This window comes from Treponema parvum, from assembly GCF_017893945.1.
GTDB classification, from domain to species: domain Bacteria; phylum Spirochaetota; class Spirochaetia; order Treponematales; family Treponemataceae; genus Treponema_D; species Treponema_D parvum_A.
Genome location: NZ_CP054257.1, coordinates 1,902,543 through 1,927,894 on the forward strand (window position 1 = coordinate 1,902,543; position 25,352 = coordinate 1,927,894).

A 25,352-nucleotide genomic window follows, 5' to 3' on the forward strand; every position below is an offset into this window, starting at 1 on the left:
CATAGCGGCACGCAAAATATCAGTTTCAAAAATCGGCCGGTTTTAACAACGCCGGGAACTACAGGCACTGAATGCGCCGCGCATTGCACAAAATCATAAATCAAATCAATTACTAAGGCATGGTATTTGGGAAGCACTCAAAACATGCCTTAGCTCTATTATCTTTTTCATTCATATTTTTAAACCTTTCATTCTCAAAAGAAGTTTCGTCTTTTTTCCGATACGCAGACATTTATTCCGGCGCTTCATTTTTATTTTCCGCACAGGAACTTTCAGGCGGACAAATCGAAAGCGAAAAGACGAAGGCGGTGTCGGGCACTCACGCAGCGTTTCGCGGAATCGACGTAAAAGCGTATTCCCGCGTTCCTTTCAAAGGATCGTTTGCCGAAGATGTCCGAAGCGGATTTTCCGTCGATATAGGAGAATTTTTAGGGGAAGAAGCTCCCGTCGAATTCTTTTACGGCGATTTAAAATTTTCAAAAAGCGCCGCCTTGTTAAAAAATCCTTCGCTCTATTTAGCGGCGAGCGCAGTAAAGCCTGAGACAGGCCGGCAAACGGGGCTCGGAATAGCACTTCCTTCATCGTCGCTTTCAAATTCAAACGATGGAACAGGATCTTCAAAGTCGAGCGCAGTACGTTTCTTTCCGGGAAATTTTACATTCGAATGCGTTTGCTTTGACGATTCGCGGTTCTTATTTTCCGGCGCTTACACTTTTAAATACGGCAATAGACCGCTTATTAAAACAAGCCTTTCAGGCGGAAGATTTTATATCGAAGGCAAACAAGCGGATTCCTGGTTCGTCGATTCCAGAATGTTTTCTTCCGGATGGTACGACGGCGCAGTTTTTGAAATTCTGATTTCACTTCCCGCTCTGAAAAACCAATTTTCCGCAGGGATCCACAGAAACCCTTTCGGGAATTTCAGATCTTGGTTTAGAAATGAAAACAGAATGATTTTCGGCCCGTTTTTGCTAAAGACGGACTTGTTTGCAGCCGACAATTATATTTTTTCGGATGAAAAAGAAGGATTTTACGCAGCGGACGGCAAACTTAAAAAGACCGTAGCGCAAATAAGAATAAATCCTCAGATACGGCACAATTTTTCACCCGGCAACCTGCAACTGTGCGCGGGAATTGCGGCTGCAGCGGAAATCGAGCGGCAAAATCTTATGCCCATAGAACAAAATGTAAATTTAGGCACAAGCGCGGCGTTAGAAATAACGTCGAGAAAGTCTGCACTGGAATTCAATACAAGAGTCGACGGACTCCAAAACATGATTCCATGGGAAATCCCGCACGAAAATTTTAAAAATTCAAAAGAAAGCAAAACAGTTTACGCGATAGATCTTAAAGGCTCCCGTGCTTTTTCAAAGTGGAAGGCCTCAGCAAAAATAGGCTTTTCACGGACACAAAACGATTCGGGGTCGAAAGACGTTCAAAAATATTTTTTTTACGCCAGCTTTCCTAAAAAGTTTATTTCTTCAATATCGGCGGGAACCGTCGTCACGGATCAAACCAAGGAAAAAAAAGCGGACACGGAAATAAATCTTGCGATGAGAAAGGACGACGGAAAAATTCGTTTTAAAGGGAAACTGGGAATTATGCTTAGGCGGCAAATATTGTAAGAACCTGTGCCGGCGAGCAGCGCAATGCGGGTCGACAAAAATGCCGTGCCGACACAGGCGTCAAGTTTTCAAAACAGCGCCGGGACTAAAACTTTGAATCGCGTTCCATCTCTTTAAAATATTTTACAGTGTTCACTTTAAGCTCCCCAACGGCGTCTTCGTCGCAGACAATTATTGCATTTTTATGGAGCTGCAATACCGTTATAGGCCACATCTGAGAAACGGAATCCTCTACCGCATGCGCGAGCGCATAGGCTTTAGCCCGTCCCGTTACCAAAAACAAAAGTTCGTCCGCATCGCATATAGTGCCGATTCCTACGGTAAGAGCGCGCTCCGGAACCCTTGAAACATCGCCGCCGAAAAAGCGGGAATTCACAATTCGCGTATCTTCAGTCAAAAGCTGCACGTGCGTGCGAGAAGAAAGAGACGTACCGGGTTCGTTAAAAGCTATGTGCCCGTCGTTTCCCACGCCGCCCATAAAAAGCCTTATTCCTCCGGCTTTTTCAATCGCCTTTTCATAATCGCCACATTCTTTGGAAAGATCGGAAGCGCATCCGTTAAGCACATGAGTATTCGGCTTTTTTATATCGACGTGATTGAAAAAAGTGTGATCCATAAAATACCGGTAGCTTTGATCGTTATCGGGGGGCAGGCCCTCGTATTCGTCCATGTTGAAGGAAACTACGTCTTTAAACGAAATCTCTCCCGCCTTGCATTTTTTTATCAGGTTTTCATACGTACCGATCGGCGTGCTTCCCGTAGGAAGACCTATAACGAAGGGCTTACTTTCGGATGGACTAAAGGTTTTTATGACATGGGCGATATGGTCGGCCGCCCAAGAAGAGCATTCGTCATAATTTTTTTTGATGATTAAACGCATAGAATTTCTCCTTAAAGGATCGGGGCAAACGGCAGAAAAGTCAAACGCGTGTCCGGATCGGCAGGATAATAATACTGCTTGATAAACCCGCGAATCAAGTAGGTCGAATTATTGGCAGTAGGTCGAATATCGGGTTTTCAAAACTCGCCGTTGCTCGGGCTTAAAATGATTTGACATTTGTTTGATATAAAACTATATTTACCGTATGAAAAGAAAAATATTTTTTTGCAAAACAGCCGGCCGGAAAACCCTTTTATCGATTCTACTGATTTTATCGGCCTTATTTACCGCATGCAGCGGAAAAAAAGACAAACAGATATCCGTTGCCGTCTTCGCACCGGGCATCTTATCGGACAGTCCGATCTACCAAATGCTCGCCGACGGAGTAAAAGAAGCGGCGGATGAATACAACGGTAAAAAAGGGACTTCCGCCGTCTTAGTGACAATTTTGGAGGCAGGAACAAATCAGGCCGAATGGAGCAGCAAAATCACTTCGCTCGCGGCCGCAGGCAATTTCGACGTGATAATTTCATCAAACCCTTCTTTACCCGATATCGTCCGCCCTCTCACCCGTCAGTTTCCCAATCAAAAATTCATATTGCTTGACGCATACGAGCAGGGAAATCCAAGCGTGGCGACGGTACGTTATAATCAAAGAGAGCAGTCTTATATCACAGGTTACATGGCGGGCCTCATGTCCAAGACCAATAAGATCGGCCTTTTGGCCGCACAGGAATATCCGGTGATGAACGACGTCATCCTTCCCGGCTTTAAAGAAGGAGCTGAAAGCGCAAATAAAGACATTTCTGTGGATTTTAGAATTGTGGGAAACTGGTACGACGCGTCCAAAGGCGCGGAATTGGCGGCGGCCATGTACAATTCAGGATGCGACGTTATTCTTCCGATCTGCGGAGGCGCTTCACAGGGCGTAATATCGGCCGCAAACGAAAAGGGATTTTACATCACGTGGTTCGACAGCAACGGCTTTAACAAAGCTCCGGGAAGGGTAATTTCAAGCACTTCGATGAAGCAGCAACGCATGGCAAAAGAAATGACGAGTGAATTCCTTGAAGGGAAGACACAATGGGGAACGGCAAAAACTGTAGGAATTGAACAGGGATATATCGAATTCATACAGGACGATCCGCTTTACATAAGCGCCGTGCCGGAAGAAATAAGAAATAAAATGGCTAAAGTGATTCAATCATTGAACGACGGTTCGTTAAAATTACAGTAATATATTCCGCCGTTTAATTAACGCATTTAGTACCGATATAAGTACTGTTTATGACCGTTTCGCTTAAAAACATCACAGTGTCATTTCCGCGAAAAACTGCGCTGGATAATATATGCCTGTCGTTTACACCCGGCAAAATCCACGCGCTTTTGGGCGAAAACGGAGCCGGAAAATCAACTCTCGCTTCGATCTTGTCCGGCGACATAAGGGCGACATCGGGTCAAATCGTCATAGACGGCGCCGAAGTCGTGTTTAAAGACCCAAGGCAGGCGGCCGATAACGGAATTCAAATAGTTCGGCAACGCCCTCTTTTAGCCCGCGATATAACGGCGCTTGAAAACATACTTTTGGGAAGCGAGCAGTGCAATATTTCCAACCGTTTTATAAAAAGCCGGATAGAGACGTATAAAAAATCTTGGGCGCCGTCGCTCAAAACCAATTTGCCGGTACGCGACATGGGCGGCGATGAAAGATTTTTCACGGCGCTTTTATGCGCCTTATGCAGAGAACCGAAAATTCTCATATTGGACGAACCTTCGGTGTTTTTAAACACGGAACAGCGCAGCCGCCTTTATAAAAATCTCAGAGAATCGGCGCAAAAAGGCGTTACGATCATAGTGATCACTCACAGCATGAGCGAAGCGCAAAACAACACGGACACGGTCACCGTTCTGGAAAAAGGCAAAATCATCGCTCGCTACGAAAACAGTTCGGATTTTAAAAGAGGGAGCGCCGGGTACTCAGACTTTGAAGTGAGGGCCGAAGAAACTTCATGCCGCATAAAAAATTTTCCGTTCAGCAAAAATTTTATTTCATTAAGCGGCGTAACTTTGCGGCCCGTGAACCGCCCCGCCCTATTCGACGTTTCCTTGACTGCAAAAAACGGAGAGATAACTCTCGTACAGGGGCTTTCGGAAAGCGGGCTTGGAACTCTTGAAGATCTCATGCTCGGGATGGAAGACACGCGCGGCAAAGGGAAGTTCACGCTAAGCTGCAGTACCGGCTTAGGCAAAAGCCGTTTAACGAGCAGGCGCCGCACAGCCGCCGAAGCTAAACCTTCATTCATTGTCAACCTTGCAAAAAAAAATCTTACTTCGGCAATGCTGCGCGGAAAAAAATACGCGACGTGCGCGATGATTCCGTCGGACAGAGTTTTCAGAGCTTCAAATCCCGAACTCACCGTCGAACAGATTCTCACGGTCTATTACAAGGGAAATAATCCTGTGCAATACGCCGATTCCCTTATAAAAAAAGCGAACGTTTTTATTTCTCCGACGGAAAAGGCCGTAAATCTTTCGGGCGGAATGCTGCAAAGACTGATTTTAGCCCGCGAAATGGAACAAAATCCTGAATTTTTAATATTGTGCGAGCCGCTTCAGGGACTGGATTCGCACAGCGCCTCGGCTATGTGCGACAAACTTTTTAAATATGCCGAAGACGGAAAATGCGTAATAGTTTTATCGACACAGGATTTTCCGGAAAATTTATGCGGCCGCATATACGTACTTTCAGACGGAAGAATTAAACAAAAAATTCCAAGCCCTTTACGCGAAATTTCAAGCGGAGCTTCAAACAGAGCGCAGAACGCTACGCAAAACACTATAGACACAAATAATTCAGGATCTGAAAAATGACAAACTTTATCAAGTCGATAAAAAATTTAAAAGATAAAATCATAAAGACAAACATAAAAACAAGCGCGGCTGCGGTATCAGCGGGAATTATAATTTCAATCGCATTCCTTTTGCTTTTTTCAAAAAATCCTGCTCGGGCGGCGATAGATTTTGTCACGGGGACTGCGACTTCGCGCTATTACTTGGGGAGTTTTTTAAATACAGCCGTTTTATTAATCGTCGCAGGATTGGGCGCAAGCATCGCGGTAAAAGGCGGTAATTTAAACCTTGGGGGCGAAGGGCAAATATATGCCGGCGGTTTTTTTGCGGCGATCATCCTTACCCTGCCCCTACCGTCGTCCGCCGCAATTATCATACCTGCCGCAGTTTCAGCCGCGTGCGCCGCAGGCGCCTTTCAGGCAGTTCTTTCGGCCTTGCTCAGAAAGTTCAAAAAGGCGAACGTCCTTCTTACATCATTTCTAATCTCTGCAGCCGTAATCCCGTGCATAGATTCTTTGATCGCAGGAAAATTTCGGGATAAGACAGGAAATCTTTTAGCTACCCAATTCATTCCTGAAAATCTGCGGTTTGCACAGTTATTAAAACCTTCCCCCTTAAACATAAGCATTTTTGCGGCGCCCCTTCTTTGCCTGATCTTTCATTATTTTATCTACCGCACGGATGCGGGACGCAGATTGCGGATATGGGGAATAGCGCCGGAATTTGCGCGTTATTGCGGGTATTCGGAGGAAAAATCAATGTTTCTTTCTCTAGCCGCCTCCGGCGCGATGCACGGCCTTGCAGGAGCGATCGCCGTATGCGGAACATATTTTACATGTCATTCAGGATTTTATACCGGCATGGGTTGGAACGCCCTTTCATGCGCCCTCATAGCGCAATCGGAACCTCTTTTGCTGATTCCGGCAAGTTTAATTCTCTCATGGCTTTACACGTCGTCCGGCCGCGTTGCGCTGATGCAGGAAATACAGTTTGACATATCTTCGCTTATTCAGGGAATAATTCTTTTTTGCATCTCATTTAACTACGTTGCAAGGAGCCGACGCACATGAACTATGTTTACGGAATAATTTCTTTATCGGCGCCGCTGTTGTTGGCTTCAACAGGAGCCCTTATAAGCGAGTGGTCGGGCGGGATGGCCCTGTTTTTAGACGGAACGATAAACCTTGCGGCATTTTTATGCCTTGCAGGAACCGTGCTGTCCAAAAACTTTATCGGAGGGATCGCGTTATCTCTGACTTTTTGTACCGCATTTATTTTACTTTTTGCGCTGGCAGCCGAAAAATTCCATGCAAACCGTTTTTTAGCCGCCCTAGCTCTGAATCTCATATGTTCGGCGCTCACAAGCATATTGTCGTCCGTTTTTTTTAAGACAAGGGGAATAATAACTCACCCGGATTTTTACTTTTCAGCGGTAAAAACAAGACTCGTAACGACAATCTGCGCTTATCTTATGTTTTTATTGGGATGGGCGGCAATGAAATTTACAAGACAAGGTTTGTACATAAGAATTTCAGGCAGCGACGCTCCGGTTCTTCGCGCCAGAGGAATAAACGTATCGCATGTAAGGCTTTGGGCATGGGCGGCGGCGGCCGTGTTCGGAAGCGCGGCGGGATGTATCTTAAGCATGAGACTTTCGTCGTTTGTGCCGAACATTTCAAGCGGGACAGGCTGGACTGCCCTTGCCGCAGTCTTTTTGGGTAAAAAAAACACATACGCCATACTCGCCGCAGTCCTAATATTCGCCGCCGCCCAATACGTCGCAAACAACCTTCAAAATTTTTCGGTATTCGGTTCCGTGCCGGCGGCCTTTCTTCTTGCTCTGCCGTACATAAGCGCGCTGGTTATGATAGTTTTCGCTCCAAAAAAACCTTAAAGTCAAACTAAAGCAACAAGCGGCAAAGTCAGACCTCTACGGCGGGCTTTCGAAAATGGCCGCAGAATCATAGCAGTATATAACCAGGAAATCAGCGGCCTTATAAGTTATTCAAAAACCCGGCAACGGCAGCTTTTTTATAGATAAACTTCCAAAATGGACGCTAACTTGTCTTTGCCTATGATCTTCATAAAACTTGCAAGGCGCGGTCCCTGATCCTTTCTGATCAAAACCTGATACACGGCGCGGAACATTTCCTTCGGCTGCATGTTAAGCTCCGTCGCGATGTCAAAGATCTTTTGATTTAAATCGCTTTCATTCAGATCGTTCATCGAAGGAAGAACGTCATTGTACAATTTTTTTACGCAGCTTAGCTCGCCGTCGGAAAGCTCGGCCTTGCTTTTATCCGTGCAAAGAGCAAATTTAAATTCTTCGGGAGCGCATTCGGTCACCCAATACCACGCGCATTCGGCCCTTCGGCGCAAGGCGTCTTTTTGTTCCGGCTTTACACCGTTCAACGAAGCGATGACAGCGTCAATATCGCCGGAATAAGTCTGAAGCAGAGTAGTAAGAAGCCTGAAGCCCACTTGGAAAGGCATAACTTCGGGAATCTTGTTTTCAATCTGGGAAAGCATGTAAATTCTTTTTTCTTTGTTTAAAACATCGTCGTTCTTTGCTTTTTCAAGCTCCCAAACGATGCGCTCGGTCTTGTCGTAATCTTCGTATACTTTAATAACGTCCAGATCAAAACTTATGGAAAATTCCGTATTAGGCCGCGTACCGGCAAAGATGTAGCGTAAAACTTCAGGCTGATACACTTTTAAAGCGTCGGCAAGGGCTATGACATGGCCTTTGGATGAAGACATCTTTCCGGGAATACCTTTTAGCGTTACAAAATCATAACGCATTGTAACGGGCGCATCCCAACCATAGATCCTTTTTGAAATAAGCTTTGCGGTATCGTAGGAGCCGCCGGGGGAAATATGATCTTTTCCGCCGGGTTCGAAAACAACTTTTTCTTCACTCCAACGCATAGGCCAATCTACGCGCCAGCCAAGTTTAAAGCCTTTAAACGAACGAATATCGGCCGTCTCTGAGTGTCCGCATTCACATTTATATGAAAGATTGTATTCATCGTCGTAGCCGGTTATCGAAGTGGTGTCTCTATTGCACTTTGAACAAAAGGCGGAGACGGGCCAATATTCTTCCTGCATTTTATGATCTTCGTCGCGGTATTCGTTGAGGCAGTCTTTTATCACAAGGCGATTCTGCAAAGCCTTTTTCATGCCTTCCGAATATCGGTTAGCACGGTAACGCTCGGCCTGGTATAAAAACTCAGGCATGATTCCTACACGCGGCAATTCCCGCTCGATATCTACTTCATGGTGGCGGGCGTAATTTTCGTTTCGGCCCGTGGTGTCGGGTACCATAGTGATTGGAAAGCGAAGATATTTTTCAAGTATTTCAGGATCGGGCATGTTCGCAGGAATTTTACGGAAAACATCGTAATCGTCCCACGAATAAATAAAGCGGACATTTTTTCCGCGATCGCGCAAGGCGCGCACAACAAGGTCGACGGTAATTATCTCACGAAAATTACCTATATGCACGGTGCCGCTCGGCGTAATTCCCGATGCACAGGTGTATAAGGGCAAGTCCCCGCGCTCACGGATAATCTTATCGGCCATCTGATCCGCCCAATGGCACAAAAGCGGATTTTTATTTTCATTACTCATAATTAATTGATTATATTGAAATAAGGAAGGTTATACAATTACTGAAATACGGGATAACAGTCAAATCCCGCCGTACGCAGTTCGGAAGCGACGCTTCCGTCCCCGTAATCTACGGCGACAATGTAATAAGTAGTTCCGCTTTTACGCTTTTCGGAAAGTATTTTTGACGCGAAGCCCTTTTCGACGAGACGCGAAACAAGGGTTTGTGCGTTTTCTCTTTCACGGAACAGACCTAGCTGGAGATAAAGCGGCTTTTCGCTTTCGGAATCCGAAGCGGGGTCGCTTGCGTTCGATGAAGAAGCTGCAGATGCGGATAGCGTTTCGGTCGAAGCCGCCGATCCCGCTGCAGAAGATTTTTCGGCAGAAAATTCATCAATTGCGGAGTCCGTAATTTTTGAAAGCGCCAAAGGAGAATGCGGAACAAAAAACCAAAACGGCGCAGGCATAAGCTGAACCTTGCCGCTTACTATGGCCGCTTCCATGCTTGAAGGAAACTGCTTTTTTAGTTTTGCCGAATATTCTTCTTCTCCCGTAAGATACCACAAAGTCAAAAAAACGGCGGGACGGACCGTTTCCAATGACGGCATTTGAGCGTAAGCTTTTAAAAGAACTACGGTCTCGTCAACTTCAGAAGGCTTATCGGCCTTACAGAGGGAACTCCATTGGGAATACAGTTTTATATAGGCTTGAATTTCCTTGTCGTCGGAATTACGGACGGCCGAATTAAGATAACTGTCCGCAAGGGCTCCGTCGCCAAGTGAAAGAGCGCAGCGCACGGCATCCAAAACAAGCTGTTCATTGCTTTTTTTAGGCATGTTTTCAACGTCGCCCGCGGCAATTCCGGCGGCGGCGGCGTAAGATTCACGTGCCGAATCATATCGCGCAAGCTGCTCGTACAAAGAACCGAGAAAAATATACAAAGCGCGTTTGTCCGCCGCCGCCGTCACCTTGCGTAGGCTTTCTTCAATAAACTCGATTGATTTTTCTACGGTCGCTTTTTTCGCACTTTCAGCTGCAATTTCCGCCGCAGCGCCTTTCGCAGCTTCGCCGGCAAAAATCCGGCCCAGTAAAAAAACACAAGCGCACAGGAGCGGCAGTTTATTCTTCATACGCATCCGCTAAAAGTCCGCCTGATTCTGAATCGCGGACGGTTCCGTTTCCGACGCTTCGTTCTGTTTTTTTAAGTTTTTAGCATTTTTTTCGGCAATTTTTTCTTTCACTTTTCTTTTACCTGCATTATTTTCGGCCCTGCGTCGTTTTCCTATAGTGAACGGGATCATGAGAATCACTCCGGAAACGAAGGCTACCATGAGGCTGAAAAAAATGGGAACGTCGCTGAACTGCCTGAAAATCAAATTAACATTACATTTGTTGTCGATATTAAACCCTGCAAAAATAGTTACAAGGACAAGCAATATAACGGTTCCTACCAATTTAAGCGGCATACTACGTCTCCTATGGATTTACCGGCGATATAAAAAAGGCTTTTATTTTAGCCCTTTCCGGCAAAACAAGCATATTTTATTGTATTAGACTGCAATATGCGCGTCAAGCAAAATTACAGGTCGTGCCACGGAAGTCAAAGGAATCCTTTACAACTAAACGCGCCGACGGAGAATCTTCAATCTTAACATAAATCGCGCCTGCCTTCCGTCATGCATACGGGCTTTCGAATTTTTAAAAGCCCGAAATTTAAAAAACGCTCAGGGCTTTTTTTATCCTATTGATAGAACGCTCTACGCCTAAGATTAAAATCGAGCCTATAAGCGGCGGACTTACTTTGCTGCCCGTAACGGCCATGCGAATCGTCATCATAAAATCACCTAGCTTTACTTCCAATTTATCGGACATGGAACGGGCAAGTTCTTCCGCTTCTTCGTGGCTTAGAGCTGGAACCGCCTTAATAAAATCTTCGGCGGCCGTAAGGACTTCCTTTGTCTTTTCAAAGTCCAGCCGCTTAGGGATTATCTGGTCGCTTGACAGAATTTCAGGTTCTGAAAACAAAAAATGTACCATTTCGGCGGCGTCGGTAAGATAGTGCAGACGTTCCCTTATGAGCGGCATAAGGCGCATAAGAGCGTCTTTAACTTCCGCGCCGCTCATTTTAACAGCCTTGTCCACGCAAACAGGCTCGCCGTCGCTGTCCAACGCTATGCCGGAATATTCGGGCCCCACACGGGGAGCGGGAAATTCCTCCGAAACGTTTACGTCAAGGGCGGCATCCCCCGTTTTTGTAATAAACGGCAAAGTCAACTTGTACAATTCTTCATCGGAAAGCATCCGTATGTATTGACCGTTGTACCATTCAAGTTTTTTATAGTCAAAAACGGCGGGAGATTTATTTAAGTGCTCAAGCTTAAAAAGTTTTGCAAGTTCGTCAAGCGTGTACATGTCGCGCCCGTCTTCGTAAGAGCAGCCCAGCATAGCAACATAATTTATGATGGCTTGAGGAAGATATCCTCGCGCGCGGAATTCGTTCATTGACGTAGCGCCGTGCCGCTTTGAAAGTTTTTGGCCGTCTTTGCCGTTTACCATCGGCAAATGGCAGAATTCCGGATGCTCCCAGCCGAAAGCGCGATACATCTGCACGTGCAGCGGAGTTGAGGGGATCCATTCCTGCGCCCGCATCACATGTGAAATTTTCATAAAATGATCGTCGACTACATTTGCAAGGTGATAAGTAGGAAAACCGTCGCTTTTTAAAAGGACAGGATCGGGGCTTATGTCTTCGTTTTTCCACTCGATACCGCCCAAAAGACGATCGTTAAATTTTGTGACGCCTTCCATGGGAACTTTTAAACGTATGACAAACGGAGTCCCCTTGTCCATGGCGGATTTTACTTCTTCGGCCGTAAGGTGGCGGCAGTTTCTGTCATAACCCGGAGCCATTTTATTTTCCGTCTGAATTTTGCGTATGCGTTCAAGCCGCTCCGAATCGCAAAAGCAATAATAAGCTTCACCTTTTTCTACAAGTTCGTAAGCATATTTTTTATACAGCTCGAAACGCTCCGACTGAACATAGGGCCCGTATTTTCCGCCCTTTTCCCCGCCTTCGTCCCATTCAATGCCGAGCCATTTCATAGTATCGTACAAATTTTTTACGAATTTTTCGTCATAGCGGGTGCGGTCGGTGTCTTCCAAGCGAAGAATAAACTTTCCGCCTTTGGAACGCGCAAAAAGATAATTAAAAAGAGCGGTTCGAACGCCGCCTATGTGCTGCATTCCCGTAGGAGAAGGAGCATAACGAACTCTTACTTCATCTTGCATAAGATCCTCTATATAAAAATATCTTAAAATATACGGCAAATATTATATCAAAATAACGCCGGCGGGTAAATCGGGCGGGAAACATCATCAGATGGACTGTCAGCTATGTTAAGACTTTCGCAGCGCCAGAGATTTCCGGCTTTTATAGATTCTGCGGTCGATGCAACTTCATACTCCAAACGCTATTTTAATACGAACCACTCAATCGGAGCTTTTTCGATGTAGGTTTCAAACGCGGCAAAAACCTGAGCGGCGCTTACTTCATTGATCACGGAAGGCCTTCGGGTGTAAGCTTCAGGTAAAGATAAATATTCCCATGACCTTACCAGACAAAAAAGCTCTCTTTCGCTGCTTTCGCCTGCTCTCACGCTCTGAAAAACAAAATCGCGCTTATATTGGAAAAGAATTCTTTCAAGATCGGCTGCGGAAGGAAATGAAGTTTTCAAGCTGTTTACGGTTTCCATAACAGTCTCGGCGTCCTTTGCTCCGTAGACTGAAATTATTCCCGCCTGCGTTTTTCCCGGAAGCAAAGCGCACCCCGCCGAACGCGCGGCGTTTCCTACGCCCAAAAGCGAACGGCGTAACATATTATTAAAAACCATGACACAAAGCGCAAACGCAGGATAATCTTCAGATGAAAAAACGGGGGCCGCAAAAACGCCTGCCAAAAGTTTTTCATCGCCGCCCAAAGACATGACGCCTGCAATGTCCCTATCTGAGTGCAAAGCAGGATCTGTACCGGCATTTTTATCTGAGGGCGGATCATCGGGCAAAAAAGCGTCAAGTTCCGTATTCGTTTCTTCTAAAAAGCCGGCTCTATCGAATATCTTTGCGCCTGCGGCAATGTTCAAAGAAGTAAGAGCGGCCGGCAGGGGAGAGGTTTTTGAATGCGGGGTTTCACGGTCTTGAGGTTTCAAAGAAGCCGACGCGTCAGGCAAAGACGAACTTTCCGAACGCGGATTTTTACGATCATACACTTCCGAAAAAGGCGCGCCGCCGAACTTCTCAGCGGCAGATTCTAAATGCCGCAAATTTCCCAAAGATTTTTCCAATTCCGAAGTCAATAAAGCGGCTTGCTTCTCGTCAAAATTTCCCGTTGCGATAATTTTAAGCCGCGCCGGATCTTTCATAGCGGAATACCGGGCGTTGACGTCATTCAATTTTATGTTTTTTAAAGAATCGCAAGTCGGATCAGGTGAAAGCTCATACGGCGTTCCGGCAAAAATCTCTTTACGGACGGCTTGCATAAACCGTTCGGGCAAAAACCGCCTTGCGTTTGTTTTTTTATATTCCCGTTTAAAATCGGACAATTTTTCTTCGGTAAAGGATGTGTCCGAAAATGAAGTTAAAAAAGCCGATTTTGCAGTTTCAAAATACTTTTTTTCAGAGGAAAACCCGAAAAGCGAATAGTCCGGCGTACATTCCATAAACGGCCGCATTATATCCGTTTTCAGGGCTTCTCCTTCCGCGCTTTTTATGAGATCTTCCGCATTCGATAGGACAAGCGAAAATACGATTCTGTCCGTTCCCGCCGTAGAGTGAGATTGAAGTGAAGTTCCGCCTTCAATTAAAAGCGCAAATGCAAAACCGGCTCTGTCGCCGATTCCTTCTTTTATGACGACTGGAATTCCGTTTGAAAGATTTTCTTTAAAAAATCTCCCTTCGCGCATTTTGAATTTCGGATCGCTTCGAACGTCTTTTATGTCCGGTTTTGCCGACGCGCAAGAACCGAATGCGAAAAGCGCCAAAAGCGAAAAGCAAAAAGCAAAAAGCGGCGCGGCAGCTTTAACCCCTCCAAGCTTAAAATATAGGGCGGAGAATCTTCGATGATGACGGCGATAAGACATTACAGGTTATTTTAAACTTGCAGAAAAACCTATGGCATCAAGAACGGAACAGGCTTTTTCAACAAAACTATCGGCGACGTCTACCGTCTTTGTTGAAAGATCTACGGCTTTGTGTTCTATGCCTGCACTGTCAAGCGCCTTTGTTATATTTGCGACGCATTTTTCACAGCGCATATCCGGAACCGATAATGTTTTCATACTTCCTCCTGTAAAATTAAACATCCGTGCGCACTCTGCGCAATCTACTTTATAAACTTATACATCGTATTTATGAGCTCATCAACGGCCGAATCGTCTCCCGAACGCACGCTTTCGGCGACGCAGGAACGGACATGCCTGTCTATTATTTCATGCGAAAAACTCTTTAGCGCCGACTGCACTGCCGACGTTTGTATCAAAATGTCTACGCAGTAGCTGTCCTTCTCGATCATGCGTGAAATTCCGCTTATCTGTCCGGCGATCCTGTTAAGGCGGGAAACAAGAAGTTTTTTCGTTTTTTCAGAGCGGATCGTCTTTTTTTTACCCGACGCTTCGGTAACGGTTCGCTGAGACTCGGTGCAGCAATTCATTTTATCATTCATGAGCGCACCTTACAGTCTTTTGGTTTTTAGACGAAGCGCGTTTAAAACCACGCACACGCTGCTTAACGACATCGCAAGCCCGCCGAACATAGGCGTTAAAAGAATACCGAACGCGGGGAACAATGCTCCCGCGGCTATGGGTATCCCTACGACATTGTAGCAGAATGCCCAAAACAGATTTTCTTTAATGTTCGCAATTGTCATGCAGCTCAGCCTGATGGCGCGCGGAACATCCGAAAGAGAATTTCTCATAAGCACTATGTCGCCGCTTTCAACGGCAACGTCGCTGCCCGCCCCTATAGCCGCGCCGACGTCCGCCTGTACTAAAGCGGGAGCGTCGTTTATTCCGTCGCCGACCATCATCACCTTTGCGCCTTCTTTTTGCAGCTCTTCAATGATGCGCGCCTTATCCTGCGGTAAAACTTCGGAAATTACCTTATCGGCGTTTATCTGTGAACCTATGTAATCGGCGGCTTTTTTGTTATCGCCCGTCAAAAGAATAACACGGATTCCTTCTTTTTTGAGACGTCTTATAGCTTCGGCGGAATCGCTTTTAACCGTGTCCGCGACGGCGGCAAAACCCAAGACAAGGTTACTCTCGGCAACATAAACAATAGATTTGCCTTGTTCGCCGCATTCGGAGGCTTTTTTTTCAAAAGCGCTGACGTCGATGTTGTTTTCGGCCATAAACGCCGCGTTTCCGGCAAAAATATTTTTTTTGCCTAAAAGGGCCCTTACGCCGCGTCCGGGAATATTTTGTAAATCCGTGATATTTTCATCGGCGCCGCCGCTTGCTGAAGGCGCAGTTGAAACATTATCGGCCTCGCCGCGCAGCCCATCTTCAGACGCGCTGGAAATCCCCACGCCGCGCGCACCGCCAGCGTCGATGCCGCATGTGCTTTTTTCGCCACAGTTTTTTTCCGCCGCAAAAGTTTTTGCCGCATCGATCAAGGCTTCCGCGATAGGATGAACGGAAGTTTTTTCCAAGTCGGCCGCCAATTTTAAAAGCCGCTCTTTTTCTTCTTCCGTGCCGGAAGCCGTTATGACTTCGGTTACAACAGGCTTACCTTCGGTAACGGTACCCGTTTTATCCAAAACGACAGTGTCTATAAGATGCGTCGTCTCAAGAGCTTCGCCGCTTCGTATCAGAATTCCGTTTAAAGCGCCGAGTCCCGTGCCTACCATTATGGCCGTGGGAGTCGCCAAGCCGAGCGCGCACGGGCACGCGATCACAAGGATGCTCGTCATCACCCTGAGCACAAATCCGGCCGAAATATTCCAGCCGGACGGAAGCTGAATTATGCCGCCCGCTCCCAAAATGCCTATGACTGTCCATAAAAGCGACGCCGATAGAGCTATCCCTATCACAAGAGGAACAAAAACTCCTGCAACCCTGTCAGCAAGGCGCGATATAGGAGCTTTTTTTCCCTGCGCTTCCTCCACGAACGCTATTATCTTGCTCAATACGGTATCGCCTCCGGTCTTAGTCACCCGAACGGTCAAAAGACCGTTTCCGTTAAGGCTTCCGCCAATGACCGGGTCTCCCGATTTTTTTTCAATCGGCATGGACTCGCCGGTCAGCATGGATTCATCCGCGCTGCTTAACCCGCTTTCGACAATACCGTCCAAAGGAATTTTTTCACCGGCGCGGACAGAAAGAATCATTCCCGGTAAAATCGCTTCCACCGGAGTTTCAAGCACGGAACCGTCCGGCTGAATCACAAGCGCCGTATCGGGTACGAGTTCCACCAAACTTTTTATAGCTTCTTTTGTTTTTTCTTTGCTGCGTCCCTCAAGAAATTTTCCTATGGAAACAAACGCAATGACCACAGCCGCCGATTCGTAAAACAGGGAATGAACGATGTGGGAATTATCTTCGATTAGAAAGGTAAGAATGAGGCTGTATATAAAAGCGACGTAGCTTCCTATGGCAACCAGAGTGTCCATGTCGGGATTGCCGTGGAACAAGGCTTTAAAACCGCGAAAGTAGAACCTTCGCCCCAGGTACATTATCGGGAGCGCAAGAAGAAATTCGAGCAAGGCAAAATTTACCGGATGTGTGTGCATGCTGAAAATATCCGGCAGAGGCGCGGCAGGCGTCAGCATGCTGCCCATAGAAACGTATAAAAGGATTGCAGCAAAAAAAAGCGAAACCGCAAGGCTTATTTTTTGGTCTTTAAGCTCCTTCAAAGCCTTTTTTTCTTCTTCGTCCCTAGCTTTTTTACGCGACGCTGCAGCCTTATCGCCTGCAGTATTGTAAGAATCGTTTTTATAAGGCTTACAGCCGAAGCCTGCATTTTTTACTTTTTCTATTATCAGTTCGGGCGTGACCGAAGACGGTTCGTATTCGACGCTCATTTTATTGGTCGCCAGATTGACGTCGCTTCTGATCATACCGGGAAGTTTACGCGTTACGCGCTCGACAGCTGCGGAACAAGCGGCGCAAGACATTCCTTCGATTTCATAAATTTCTTTTACGCTCATGCGGCACCTCTTATATACCCTGACAGGGTATATAAGCAATATAGGTACGCGCCAGAAAAATGTCAAGCGCACGGCAACTTAGTGCGGCAACTTGACAATCGCCGCGCTTACAACAGCCGCAAAGTGCGCGCAAAGCAGTATGAATAGGAATTGTACAAAAATGCACAATTCCTACGGATCTCAGTTTCCGGTAAACTGACCGACCAGTTCCGGGAAATCGAAACTTTTTTCTACAAAGTAGCGAAGATCAAAATCCTCGTGCGTAACGATTACCAAAATCGTCGCGTGGACGGCAAGGTATTCTGAAATCGCCTGCATTACTTTAAGGCGGGTTTCAAAGTCTATATGCGCGAACGGCTCGTCAAGAAGCAAAATATCGGGTTTTGCCGTAAGAGCGCGCGCAATATCCATACGCTTCATCTCTCCGGACGACAGCTGATACGGATGCTCGTCAAGGTTTGCGCTCGTAAGCCCAACCTTTTCCAAGTTTTTCTCAAGCTCTTCGATCGTGCCGCCCTGACTTTCCGCAGAAATTTGTTTAAATGAATCGCGGATACTCAAATCGGGAAAAAACGAAAAGCGGGAATCCTGCTGTACGACCGTCATGCGGCGGCGGAAAGGCTTAAACGCCTTAGGATCCCTTCCCGTTTCCTTAGGTTTTAAAGCGACCAAATCGGAGTCTTCCATGAGAATTTGTCCCTTCGTGCTGTCAAGCAGACGGAGGATCGCCTTGATCGTCGTGGACTTTCCGCAGCCCGAAGGCCCTGTGAGCCCGTAAACGGTAGATCGCTCGAACTTTAGGTTCAGCCCTTTGAACGCCGTAAACGTGCGCTCGCCGAAAATACCGCGCTTAAAATAAGTTTGCGACACGTCTTTAAGCTCGATCGCCGTTCCCGACGCGCCTTTTTTAGCTTCGGGTTTTTCGTAGCCTTCCATTTCGGGAAGCTGATCCATCTGTCTTATGACGCCGTCCTGAAGCATAAAAGCCTTGTCCAGAGTAAGACGCTTTATAAAGTCAAGATCATGGCTTACCATGAGGAAGGTCTTATCCTTAGGCGCAAGAATTTCGTTGTTCAAAAAAGTCACAAAGTGCTTTCTGAGGTTTCGGTCAAGGTTTACGGTCGGCTCGTCCAAGAGAATTAAGTTGCCCTTCCGCGACAAAAGAATCATAAGCGTGATGCGCTGCATTTCGCCGCCTGAAATTTCATCGGGATAGAGGCGCGCAAAGGCTTCAAAATCGAGCGAAAAATACTTTTTAAGCCGCTCTACGATGACCGTCCTTTGTCCCGGCGCAAGCAAGGCGAGATTTTGATCGAGCGTAAGGGCGGGGTTCATAACCTGTGCTGTTTCCGCCGGTACGAACATAAGCCCCGACTGCGCGATCTGCGCCCACGCGTTAAAATCAAGCTTGCGTCCGTCATAAGCGAGAATGTCGTTTACCTTCATGCTTCCCCCAAACGTAAAAATCTTCGTGGAAAGAATTCCGGCTATGGACTTCAAAAACACGGATTTGCCCGTGCCCGTCGGCCCCATGATGACGGAGGACGAATTAGGTTCCAGAGAAAAACTGCAATCTTTGAGGAGTTCACGTTTGTCAAGATGTATGGAAAAATTATTAAGCGAAACGGGCGTCATGAGTTTCCTCCTCTGTCTTCATTCAATACGATCAAAAACGCAACGCTTATCGCTATAAGCATGATCGACGGAAGCCAAAACAGAATCGGGTCTCCGCCTTCAAACAAAGCGTCTCTGTGCGCGGCTATCAGCGCGCCGGGGCTCAAGTGAGCGGGCGTACCGTAGCTCCCGAAACCCAACTGAATGATAAAACCGAACGAACAATCCAGAACAAGCGTTTTAAGCAAAATGCCCGCCGCCACACGGCGGAACGTGCTGCGCATCAGATCGGTGCCCATAAGAATTGCAAGAATGCGCATTTTAGGAAATCCGTAAGAACGGAACGACAGGCTGTACTTTCTGTTATACAAATCGATGAGCGGAATGGCGATACTCCGCACGGCCTCAGGCAGCGTCGTTACCGTCGCAGCCAGCACGAATACGGTAAGCGACATAACCGTCGAAGCCGCGCTCGTGTGCCGCGCAAGGTAACCGGATACCGGCGCATAGCAAAAAAGCGCCACAAGGATGGCCGGAATAGATTCCACCGCGTTGAGGATGTTCGCAAACGTCCTTCCTACGCGCATACTCAATACGCTCAGATAGCCGAGTATAAAACTTAAGAGCATCGCAAACAGCAAAGTCGCCGTAAGCGAAATCGAAAGTTCCTGAAACGATGAAAAAAATGAAGCTAAAAACCCGGATTCGACAATCCGCGCCGGCACGATTTTTGCAAAGTATTCCGACGGTAGCCATGAAAAGGCCAAAGGTGACACTAAAAGAATTATGCAGACAATTTTAAGAATATTAAATAGCTTTTTCATACCACCTCGGATAAATCAGGAATAGAATAGTCTTTACTAAAAACGCCACCACCGCATTCACGCACAAAAGAATAAACACCGAAGCCACAAGCAAATCTGTGTTTGTTGCAAGCAGAGCGTCGAGCAGCGTGCTGCCGAGTCCCGGAAACGAGAACACGATTTCCGCGATCGTCACTCCGCCGATAATAGCCGGAACCTTACCCGCAAGATACGGAATAAAGCGCGGCAGACTGGATGAAAAAAGATAGCCGGAATACGTATTCGGCATCGGGAAAAAGCGCCCCAGACTGTGACCCAGCGTCGAAAACACGATTGCGTGCGTCGAATTGACCTGCCTGAGCATATCGGTTTTAAGAAAGTTGGTAGCATCCCACGAAAGCCCGCCTAAAACTACGGTTATAAACGCGATGATGATGAGCGGAGCGTTGCTCCCGAAAACGTTGGCTAAAACCCAAAAACCGATAAACAGCGGCACCGCCGCAAGGACGGATATGACCAAATTCATAAATTTGCCGAAGCGTTCCGCTCCGACATATTCATGGTGTTCGGCCATGTACTGTCCGGTTACGGCGTAAGCAGATCCTGCAAGGGCAATTACGGCCAAAATACACAGCGAAAACAGCGTCAGCGGTAAGGTGACGGCCGCTCCCGATGCGATAATCTGGCCGGAACTGAAGCCCGGGTGCACGATGGAAAAGTCTTCCGAACCCGAAATAAGCAACAAAAAGGAACGCGCCGCTTCAGCGTAGCTTTCAGCCGGAGCGCCGATCGAAAGCAAATAAAACGCCGAAAGCAGCAGGGTTCCCGCTACGGCAAATATAATGCCGTGCAGGATAAATTCCCTAAGTAAAAAGCGGAAAAAACGCATGGCACTTCCTATTTGAGCTTCCAGTTTTCAACTGAAAGGAACGGATTGTCGGTTGCGATCGCAACGTTTTCCAAACCGCGGGAATACACGTCTTTTTCCAAAGAACATAAAAACAATGCGGGTGAAAGCTCGCAAATGCGTTTGTCTATCTGGAGGGTAAGATCGATCCAATTTGAAGTGACAATTTCTTTTTCCCATGCGTCAAAGAGCGAATTCAATTTGCTGTCGGCCACGCCGGTAATGTTTTTTTCGCCGTTTGAGCGGTACCAGTCGCCCAAACTCGAATACAGGTTGTCAAAACCTTCGCAGTAAATAAGCGCAAGTTCGTACGATTTTTCAGTATTAACCATGCGGGAAAAAACTCTATCGCCGGTTCTTTTTGCTTCAACATTCAAGCCGATCGCCGCAAGCTGACTAACGATACCGTTAGCCATTTTATCGCCGAATTCGCCCATAGAATCGGGATACAGAAGAATCGCATTCTGACCGGCAACTCCGCCCGAAGAAGCGAGAAGTTTAGCCTTTTGAATATTGTACGGGATATTGTTGGGCATAGGACGATTTACATATTCCGGAATATTGGCCGAAAACAGGTTCGACGGGAAAGGCCCGTAATTCAAAATAACGCCCGTATCCCTGTCGGTGATCGACGGAATAAGAGACGGTCTGTCCAAAGCCATAGCCATAGCCTCGCGCCCTTCGGCATTCGGAAACAGTTTTGTGTTTATGGCAACTTGATAAAACGCATACGGAATGTATGAATTCACGTCGACGTTCGGAATTTTTTCGACTTCGGCCCTGTCCATCGGGTTCGTTTCAAGAATCAAATTTACGCGGCCCTGACGCATTTCGTTTATGCGGATAAGCGGGTCTATAACGCGTTTCATAACAAGACTTGTCGTCTGCGGCGTATTTTTAAAATACATACCGTTAGCTTCAAAAGTAAGCCATTTTCCGATTTCCCACGTCGCAAGTTTAAACGGACCCGTTCCGACCGGAGCGGTGGCGAATTTGCGTTCGTTTTCGCCTGCCCTCATGTTTACCTGCATTTCATACCCGTTATATCTTGCCGGAATAATCTTAAACGTAAGCACCGGATACGCGCGGAATTCGGGGATCGGATTGATGAATTCGATCTTTACCGTTTTTTCATCCTCCGCCGTAACGCTCTTGATAAAAGACGTAAGGTAGTCGCGTTTGGGAGAATTGTTAGCTTCATCCGTATATGCGGCAAACGAGTAAACGACGTCTTCGGAAGTAACCGGAGTATTGTCGTGCCACATTACGTCGCGCAGCACAACCGTATACGTTTTTTTGTCTACGGGATTCTGCACGATGCTTTCGGCAAGGGCGAGATCTGAATAAAGCGAACCGCTGGCTTTATCGACTTCAAAATTCACAAGACCGTCGAACAAGAGTTCGTCGGCGTTCAAACCGGATATATTTTGCTCCAATACAGGATTTAAGGAGTCAGGCAGCGTAGAAACCGCGACCGTAGCTCCCTTAGGCTGCGCTCTCCAAATCAAGAACGCAGCGGCAGAGCCCAATACGACAAGGGCTATAATTATAACGGCAATAATGCCTTTTTTACTGAACTTCATTAACGCATCCTCACAATAAATGAACTATAGACGACAACTTCGCCTTCGTACTCGTTTGTTTTACCTTTTTGAATTTCAAAGAAGTATTTGTTGGTCGTCAGCTGATTGCCCGCGTTGAGCACCGGCCACGAATTTCCGACCTTTGCGCTGCGGTTGATTAGATCCTTCATGTTGTTTCTTTCGATGAGTCTGCCGCTCTTGGTATTTTCGGCAAATACGCGGACGGTACGGTTATCCTTCAGTGTAATAACGAGGTCGTTCATCGTTCCTCTGGGAATGGAAACCATACCCCACCAGTACTCGTCGCCCTTTGCGTTCTTTGCGCTGAATTTTGCAGGGCGGCTCCTTTGGCTTTCCGCCGTCGAACGCGGGTCGGGGTTAAAAAGACCGATCATAAGAGGCATAACGACTTTACCGCGGCTTGCAATTTCCTGAGCGGTGCGGATTTCAGAGTTAACCTGAGCGATTTTCGCTTCAAGGTCCTTTTTCTGAGCGTTTATATCATCAAGGATGTCTTGGCCGATGTCGTTCGGATATTTCGCCGCAAAACCGAGCAAATCCTGATAAGTAGTTTCGATGTTTGTCTGAACGGACTGATAGTGAGCAAGAATCGCTTCGAGAGACATCTTTCCGCTGTCTCCGCCGTTATCGGGCGTGCGGGCGAATTCTTCGTCGATTTTAGTCTTATACTCGTATGCGCGCTCACGGATGGTTGAAGCGCGTTCGATGGCAAGATCCTGGCGGAGCTTTTTAAAATTGCGGATATTCACAGAAACGCCCGCTGTTTTTGCAACGCCGGCGGAAGCTGCAGTCGCATCCAAGTCTTTTTCCGCCTTTGCATAAGAAGCGATGGCCGAATCGTATGCGGCTATTTTGTCTTCAAACGGCTGATCGGCACGAGCCTTGTCCGCTTCAGGTTTAAGAGCGTTCTGTCTTGAATATACGGCGCTGACTACATCGATTTCTTTGTGCGCATTGACAAGGTCATCGCTCGTTCCGTACACCTTTACAGTCGAATCGTACAATTTTCTTGCCGCAGTCAATTTTCCTGACGCTACAAGAGCGTCGAGCCGCTTCGCCGAAAGAGCGACACCTTTGTCGCGAATACTTTGCGAAAGATTTAAAGCGGGATCAAGTGCGCTGAATTTATCCAAAGCCGTATTGCAAGCCGCAAGCAGCTTGGCTTCGTTTGTAGCCTTAATAGAATCGGTGCTGTCAAGAGCCTCGACGCCGGCTTTATACAAATCAATATAATTCAGATATTGCTTTTGTAATTTTCCATCTTCAATCATATTCCAATATGTTGCGGCCGCTTCAGGTTCGCGGCTGTTCCACGCTTTTACGCCTTCGTCGATCGCTTTTTGATCAGCGGTCGCCTGATCGGGAGCGCTGGCGCAGGATATCAATATAACGGCTAAAAGCGCCGAAATAATGCTCATACATTTTTTCATTCGGAAACCTCCTTAACTAAACGGAAGCCGACATCGGCATATCCATTTTGGCTGTCAATATTTCGAAAATTAGAAATACGCAATTCGGTCGGACCGTCCATCCACGAACCGCCCTTTACGGTGCGAAGATTCGTTTCGCCTTCAATACCGTGAGAGGACGACGTCCACTCCGCCACGTTTCCGGCCATATCCGTAAGCCCCCAAGCGTTATTGCCGTTTTCATAGGACCCTACGGGCGACGGTTTTGAAAATTTACCGTTACCCTTGTAGTTCGCTCTTACGCCATCGGTAGGGCTTTGATCTCCCCACGGATAAATCACGTCTTCTCCCGCGCGGGCGGCTTTTTCCCATTCTTCTTCCGTAGGAAGTCTATAAGTGACTCCCAGTTTTTCGGAAAGCCATGCCGCATACGCTTCCACGTCTTTAAGGCTGAGCCCTACTACCGGCTGTTTCCCCTGATTGTAATCGGGGTTATCAAAGTAATCGGGAGCGTTATCGCTTTGCGTAAGATAAAGATACGCCCCGTAGCGCGCATTGGTTACCGGCGTAAGATCGATAGCGTAGGCGCCTGTAGAAGCTGTGCGAGACGCTTCTTTTTTCTGCGCTCTCGTATCCTGCGGAACCGCTCCGGCGTTAAATTCGCCTTCCGGAATATCTACGGAAGGGAACGAAGCCGCCAAATCTGTAAAATGCACGTAGCGGCCTTCCACCGCGCTTTGCGCATCCAGTTTTTTAAGCAAAGACAGTGACGGAAGCTGGCGCGTTAAAGCGCTCGTTACGGTAAGCATAACGGCTCTGTCACGGAAGTCTTCGGCAACGGGATAATCTATAACCGCATTGCCGAGCGCATCGGTTTTAAAAATTGCGCTGACGCCGCCCTGAATATCGATTGAATCGGCGTCGGCAGGAACGTCGGGAATTTCCCACACTGCGGAAACGGAAAATCCTGCAGCGGCGTTGCCGGAAGAATCTGCAACCTTAACCGCAAACTTGGTTGAAGGGCCGACAAAACCGTCTTCTACGGAAAGCGTAAATACAAGACTTTTGCTTACGTCCGAGCAAAGCGTTTCGGCTCTGCGTGAAAGAAGTTCGGTGCCGTCCGGCTGAGCGGAAAGCAAATCCGTTTCGCCTTCGTCAATAAGTCTTATAAGAACTTCAATGGCGCCGGTAATCTTATCGGCAGGATTCTTTTTATTCCTGCTGCTGTTGAGCTTCGCCGCCAAATCTGAGCGAAGATTGTCCGTATAGACTTTTTCTCTCTTTTCCCAATCGGCGAATTTTATTCTGTACGTAACCGCAGGCGGCTCGTTCTTTTTAGACTGAGCGTACGGCTTAACGTCCGTAAGGCGCGCCTTTACGGATTCGTCGCTCAGTTCGAGCTTCGGCGACCTTACGTTCGCAGCTTTTAACTCCGCGGCTAAGGCGTTTTCTATGAGGTCGCGTTTTGCCGCCATATCGGCCTCAGCCATAGTAGAACCCTTACCGTAGCCGTAATAAAAACCTTCTTCCTGTTTTACAAGTTCGGGGACAGCTTTTTTAGCAAAAACCGTCCAATCAGTCAGAACAAAAAAAACGGAAAATAAAAGAATCGCAAGTCGATTCCGTTTCATCGCTGTACTCATTTTACATCTCCCATAAAAAAAAATTTATAGCAATTTAGTCAATTTAAAAACAATTTTTCAAGGCGTGGCTATTATACCGTCAAGTCCATTGACATATCAATCGAAATACATACTTTTTTTAAAAATTGCAGCAGAAAATACGGATTACAGGCTTATTTTACGAAAAAAACGGTTTTACTACAAAAAAAAGGCATAAAAAAAGCTGTCC

Annotated in this window: 20 protein-coding genes; 5 read left to right on the forward strand and 15 right to left on the reverse strand. The window is 47.0% G+C overall.

Translation table 11 applies throughout. From position 1 onward, the window contains the following. Nucleotides 1–119 precede the first annotated feature (119 nt). Nucleotides 120–1,625 (forward strand): hypothetical protein, encoded by a 1,506-nt coding sequence (locus HRI96_RS08410; RefSeq protein ID WP_210116934.1) that lies wholly within the window; start codon nucleotides 120–122, stop codon nucleotides 1,623–1,625. An 85-nt stretch (nucleotides 1,626–1,710) separates the two neighbouring features. Here HRI96_RS08410 and nagB read toward each other — a convergent pair whose 3' ends face one another. Next, nucleotides 1,711–2,505, reverse strand: coding sequence for a glucosamine-6-phosphate deaminase (gene nagB, locus HRI96_RS08415; RefSeq protein WP_210116935.1), 795 nt, complete (start codon nucleotides 2,503–2,505; stop codon nucleotides 1,711–1,713). A gap of 205 nt (nucleotides 2,506–2,710) precedes the next feature. Here nagB and HRI96_RS08420 point away from each other — a divergent pair, with 205 nt between their 5' ends. From HRI96_RS08420 to HRI96_RS08435, 4 genes are read left to right on the forward strand one after another with little or no spacing between them, the layout of a single operon-like run. Then, nucleotides 2,711–3,742, forward strand: coding sequence for a BMP family ABC transporter substrate-binding protein (locus HRI96_RS08420; protein WP_210116936.1), 1,032 nt, complete (start codon nucleotides 2,711–2,713; stop codon nucleotides 3,740–3,742). A 50-nt stretch (nucleotides 3,743–3,792) separates the two neighbouring features. Beyond that, nucleotides 3,793–5,376, forward strand: a complete 1,584-nt coding sequence (locus tag HRI96_RS08425) for an ATP-binding cassette domain-containing protein (RefSeq protein WP_210116937.1) — start codon at nucleotides 3,793–3,795, stop codon at nucleotides 5,374–5,376. Beyond that, nucleotides 5,373–6,425, forward strand: a complete 1,053-nt coding sequence (locus HRI96_RS08430) for an ABC transporter permease (protein ID WP_210116938.1) — start codon at nucleotides 5,373–5,375, stop codon at nucleotides 6,423–6,425. The genes HRI96_RS08425 and HRI96_RS08430 overlap by 4 nt, the downstream gene beginning before the upstream one ends. Continuing rightward, entirely contained in the window at nucleotides 6,422–7,249 is an 828-nt protein-coding gene (locus HRI96_RS08435) for an ABC transporter permease (protein ID WP_210116939.1), read from the forward strand. The genes HRI96_RS08430 and HRI96_RS08435 overlap by 4 nt, the downstream gene beginning before the upstream one ends. A 137-nt stretch (nucleotides 7,250–7,386) precedes the next feature. Here HRI96_RS08435 and lysS read toward each other — a convergent pair whose 3' ends face one another. The 14 genes from lysS to HRI96_RS08505 all read right to left on the reverse strand — a co-directional run bounded on the left by lysS (nucleotide 7,387) and on the right by HRI96_RS08505 (nucleotide 25,144). Next, on the reverse strand, nucleotides 7,387–8,985 hold the full coding sequence (gene lysS / locus HRI96_RS08440) for a lysine--tRNA ligase (RefSeq protein WP_210116940.1): 1,599 nt from the start codon (nucleotides 8,983–8,985) through the stop codon (nucleotides 7,387–7,389). A 38-nt stretch (nucleotides 8,986–9,023) separates the two neighbouring features. Continuing rightward, entirely contained in the window at nucleotides 9,024–10,094 is a 1,071-nt protein-coding gene (locus HRI96_RS08445; protein WP_210116941.1) for an SPOR domain-containing protein, read from the reverse strand. A 9-nt stretch (nucleotides 10,095–10,103) separates the two neighbouring features. Further along, nucleotides 10,104–10,430: a hypothetical protein gene (locus tag HRI96_RS08450; RefSeq protein WP_210116942.1), complete on the reverse strand. Its 327-nt coding sequence runs from the start codon at nucleotides 10,428–10,430 to the stop codon at nucleotides 10,104–10,106. A gap of 247 nt (nucleotides 10,431–10,677) precedes the next feature. Beyond that, nucleotides 10,678–12,252, reverse strand: coding sequence for a glutamate--tRNA ligase (gene gltX / locus HRI96_RS08455; protein ID WP_210116943.1), 1,575 nt, complete (start codon nucleotides 12,250–12,252; stop codon nucleotides 10,678–10,680). Between the two features lie 182 nt (nucleotides 12,253–12,434). Continuing rightward, the gene (locus HRI96_RS08460) at nucleotides 12,435–14,099 is read right to left on the reverse strand and encodes an insulinase family protein (RefSeq protein WP_210116944.1); all 1,665 of its coding nucleotides are present in this window, start codon (nucleotides 14,097–14,099) and stop codon (nucleotides 12,435–12,437) included. 6 nt (nucleotides 14,100–14,105) lie between these two features. Then, nucleotides 14,106–14,297 carry a heavy-metal-associated domain-containing protein gene (locus HRI96_RS08465; RefSeq protein WP_210116945.1) on the reverse strand — a complete coding sequence of 64 codons (192 nt, stop codon included), beginning with the start codon at nucleotides 14,295–14,297 and terminating at the stop codon, nucleotides 14,106–14,108. Between the two features lie 44 nt (nucleotides 14,298–14,341). Then, on the reverse strand, nucleotides 14,342–14,680 hold the full coding sequence (locus HRI96_RS08470; RefSeq protein ID WP_210116946.1) for a metal-sensing transcriptional repressor: 339 nt from the start codon (nucleotides 14,678–14,680) through the stop codon (nucleotides 14,342–14,344). 9 nt (nucleotides 14,681–14,689) lie between these two features. Further along, on the reverse strand, nucleotides 14,690–17,164 hold the full coding sequence (locus HRI96_RS08475; RefSeq protein WP_210116947.1) for a heavy metal translocating P-type ATPase: 2,475 nt from the start codon (nucleotides 17,162–17,164) through the stop codon (nucleotides 14,690–14,692). Between the two features lie 180 nt (nucleotides 17,165–17,344). Further along, nucleotides 17,345–18,799 carry an ATP-binding cassette domain-containing protein gene (locus tag HRI96_RS08480; RefSeq protein WP_210116948.1) on the reverse strand — a complete coding sequence of 485 codons (1,455 nt, stop codon included), beginning with the start codon at nucleotides 18,797–18,799 and terminating at the stop codon, nucleotides 17,345–17,347. Then, nucleotides 18,796–19,602 (reverse strand): hypothetical protein, encoded by an 807-nt coding sequence (locus HRI96_RS08485; protein WP_210116949.1) that lies wholly within the window; start codon nucleotides 19,600–19,602, stop codon nucleotides 18,796–18,798. Before HRI96_RS08485 ends, HRI96_RS08480 begins: the two co-directional genes overlap by 4 nt. Continuing rightward, a complete protein-coding gene (locus HRI96_RS08490; protein WP_210116950.1) occupies nucleotides 19,586–20,470 on the reverse strand; it encodes an ABC transporter permease subunit in 885 nt (294 codons plus the stop codon). The genes HRI96_RS08485 and HRI96_RS08490 overlap by 17 nt, the downstream gene beginning before the upstream one ends. Before the next feature lie 8 nt (nucleotides 20,471–20,478). Then, nucleotides 20,479–22,071 carry an ABC transporter substrate-binding protein gene (locus HRI96_RS08495; RefSeq protein WP_210116951.1) on the reverse strand — a complete coding sequence of 531 codons (1,593 nt, stop codon included), beginning with the start codon at nucleotides 22,069–22,071 and terminating at the stop codon, nucleotides 20,479–20,481. Continuing rightward, a complete protein-coding gene (locus HRI96_RS08500) occupies nucleotides 22,071–23,522 on the reverse strand; it encodes a hypothetical protein (protein WP_210116952.1) in 1,452 nt (483 codons plus the stop codon). Before HRI96_RS08500 ends, HRI96_RS08495 begins: the two co-directional genes overlap by 1 nt. Next, nucleotides 23,519–25,144, reverse strand: a complete 1,626-nt coding sequence (locus HRI96_RS08505; protein ID WP_210116953.1) for a formylglycine-generating enzyme family protein — start codon at nucleotides 25,142–25,144, stop codon at nucleotides 23,519–23,521. The genes HRI96_RS08500 and HRI96_RS08505 overlap by 4 nt, the downstream gene beginning before the upstream one ends. Nucleotides 25,145–25,352: the final 208 nt, after the last annotated feature.

Coding starts and splice junctions, on each gene's coding strand:
- HRI96_RS08410 (WP_210116934.1), top strand. CDS start 120: ATGGTATTTGGGAAGCACTCAAAACATGCCTTAGCTCTATTATCTTTT.
- nagB (WP_210116935.1), bottom strand. CDS start 2,505: ATGCGTTTAATCATCAAAAAAAATTATGACGAATGCTCTTCTTGGGCG.
- HRI96_RS08420 (WP_210116936.1), top strand. CDS start 2,711: ATGAAAAGAAAAATATTTTTTTGCAAAACAGCCGGCCGGAAAACCCTT.
- HRI96_RS08425 (WP_210116937.1), top strand. CDS start 3,793: ATGACCGTTTCGCTTAAAAACATCACAGTGTCATTTCCGCGAAAAACT.
- HRI96_RS08430 (WP_210116938.1), top strand. CDS start 5,373: ATGACAAACTTTATCAAGTCGATAAAAAATTTAAAAGATAAAATCATA.
- HRI96_RS08435 (WP_210116939.1), top strand. CDS start 6,422: ATGAACTATGTTTACGGAATAATTTCTTTATCGGCGCCGCTGTTGTTG.
- lysS (WP_210116940.1), bottom strand. CDS start 8,985: ATGAGTAATGAAAATAAAAATCCGCTTTTGTGCCATTGGGCGGATCAG.
- HRI96_RS08445 (WP_210116941.1), bottom strand. CDS start 10,094: ATGAAGAATAAACTGCCGCTCCTGTGCGCTTGTGTTTTTTTACTGGGC.
- HRI96_RS08450 (WP_210116942.1), bottom strand. CDS start 10,430: ATGCCGCTTAAATTGGTAGGAACCGTTATATTGCTTGTCCTTGTAACT.
- gltX (WP_210116943.1), bottom strand. CDS start 12,252: ATGCAAGATGAAGTAAGAGTTCGTTATGCTCCTTCTCCTACGGGAATG.
- HRI96_RS08460 (WP_210116944.1), bottom strand. CDS start 14,099: ATGTCTTATCGCCGTCATCATCGAAGATTCTCCGCCCTATATTTTAAG.
- HRI96_RS08465 (WP_210116945.1), bottom strand. CDS start 14,297: ATGAAAACATTATCGGTTCCGGATATGCGCTGTGAAAAATGCGTCGCA.
- HRI96_RS08470 (WP_210116946.1), bottom strand. CDS start 14,680: ATGAATGATAAAATGAATTGCTGCACCGAGTCTCAGCGAACCGTTACC.
- HRI96_RS08475 (WP_210116947.1), bottom strand. CDS start 17,164: ATGAGCGTAAAAGAAATTTATGAAATCGAAGGAATGTCTTGCGCCGCT.
- HRI96_RS08480 (WP_210116948.1), bottom strand. CDS start 18,799: ATGACGCCCGTTTCGCTTAATAATTTTTCCATACATCTTGACAAACGT.
- HRI96_RS08485 (WP_210116949.1), bottom strand. CDS start 19,602: ATGAAAAAGCTATTTAATATTCTTAAAATTGTCTGCATAATTCTTTTA.
- HRI96_RS08490 (WP_210116950.1), bottom strand. CDS start 20,470: ATGCGTTTTTTCCGCTTTTTACTTAGGGAATTTATCCTGCACGGCATT.
- HRI96_RS08495 (WP_210116951.1), bottom strand. CDS start 22,071: ATGAAGTTCAGTAAAAAAGGCATTATTGCCGTTATAATTATAGCCCTT.
- HRI96_RS08500 (WP_210116952.1), bottom strand. CDS start 23,522: ATGAAAAAATGTATGAGCATTATTTCGGCGCTTTTAGCCGTTATATTG.
- HRI96_RS08505 (WP_210116953.1), bottom strand. CDS start 25,144: ATGAGTACAGCGATGAAACGGAATCGACTTGCGATTCTTTTATTTTCC.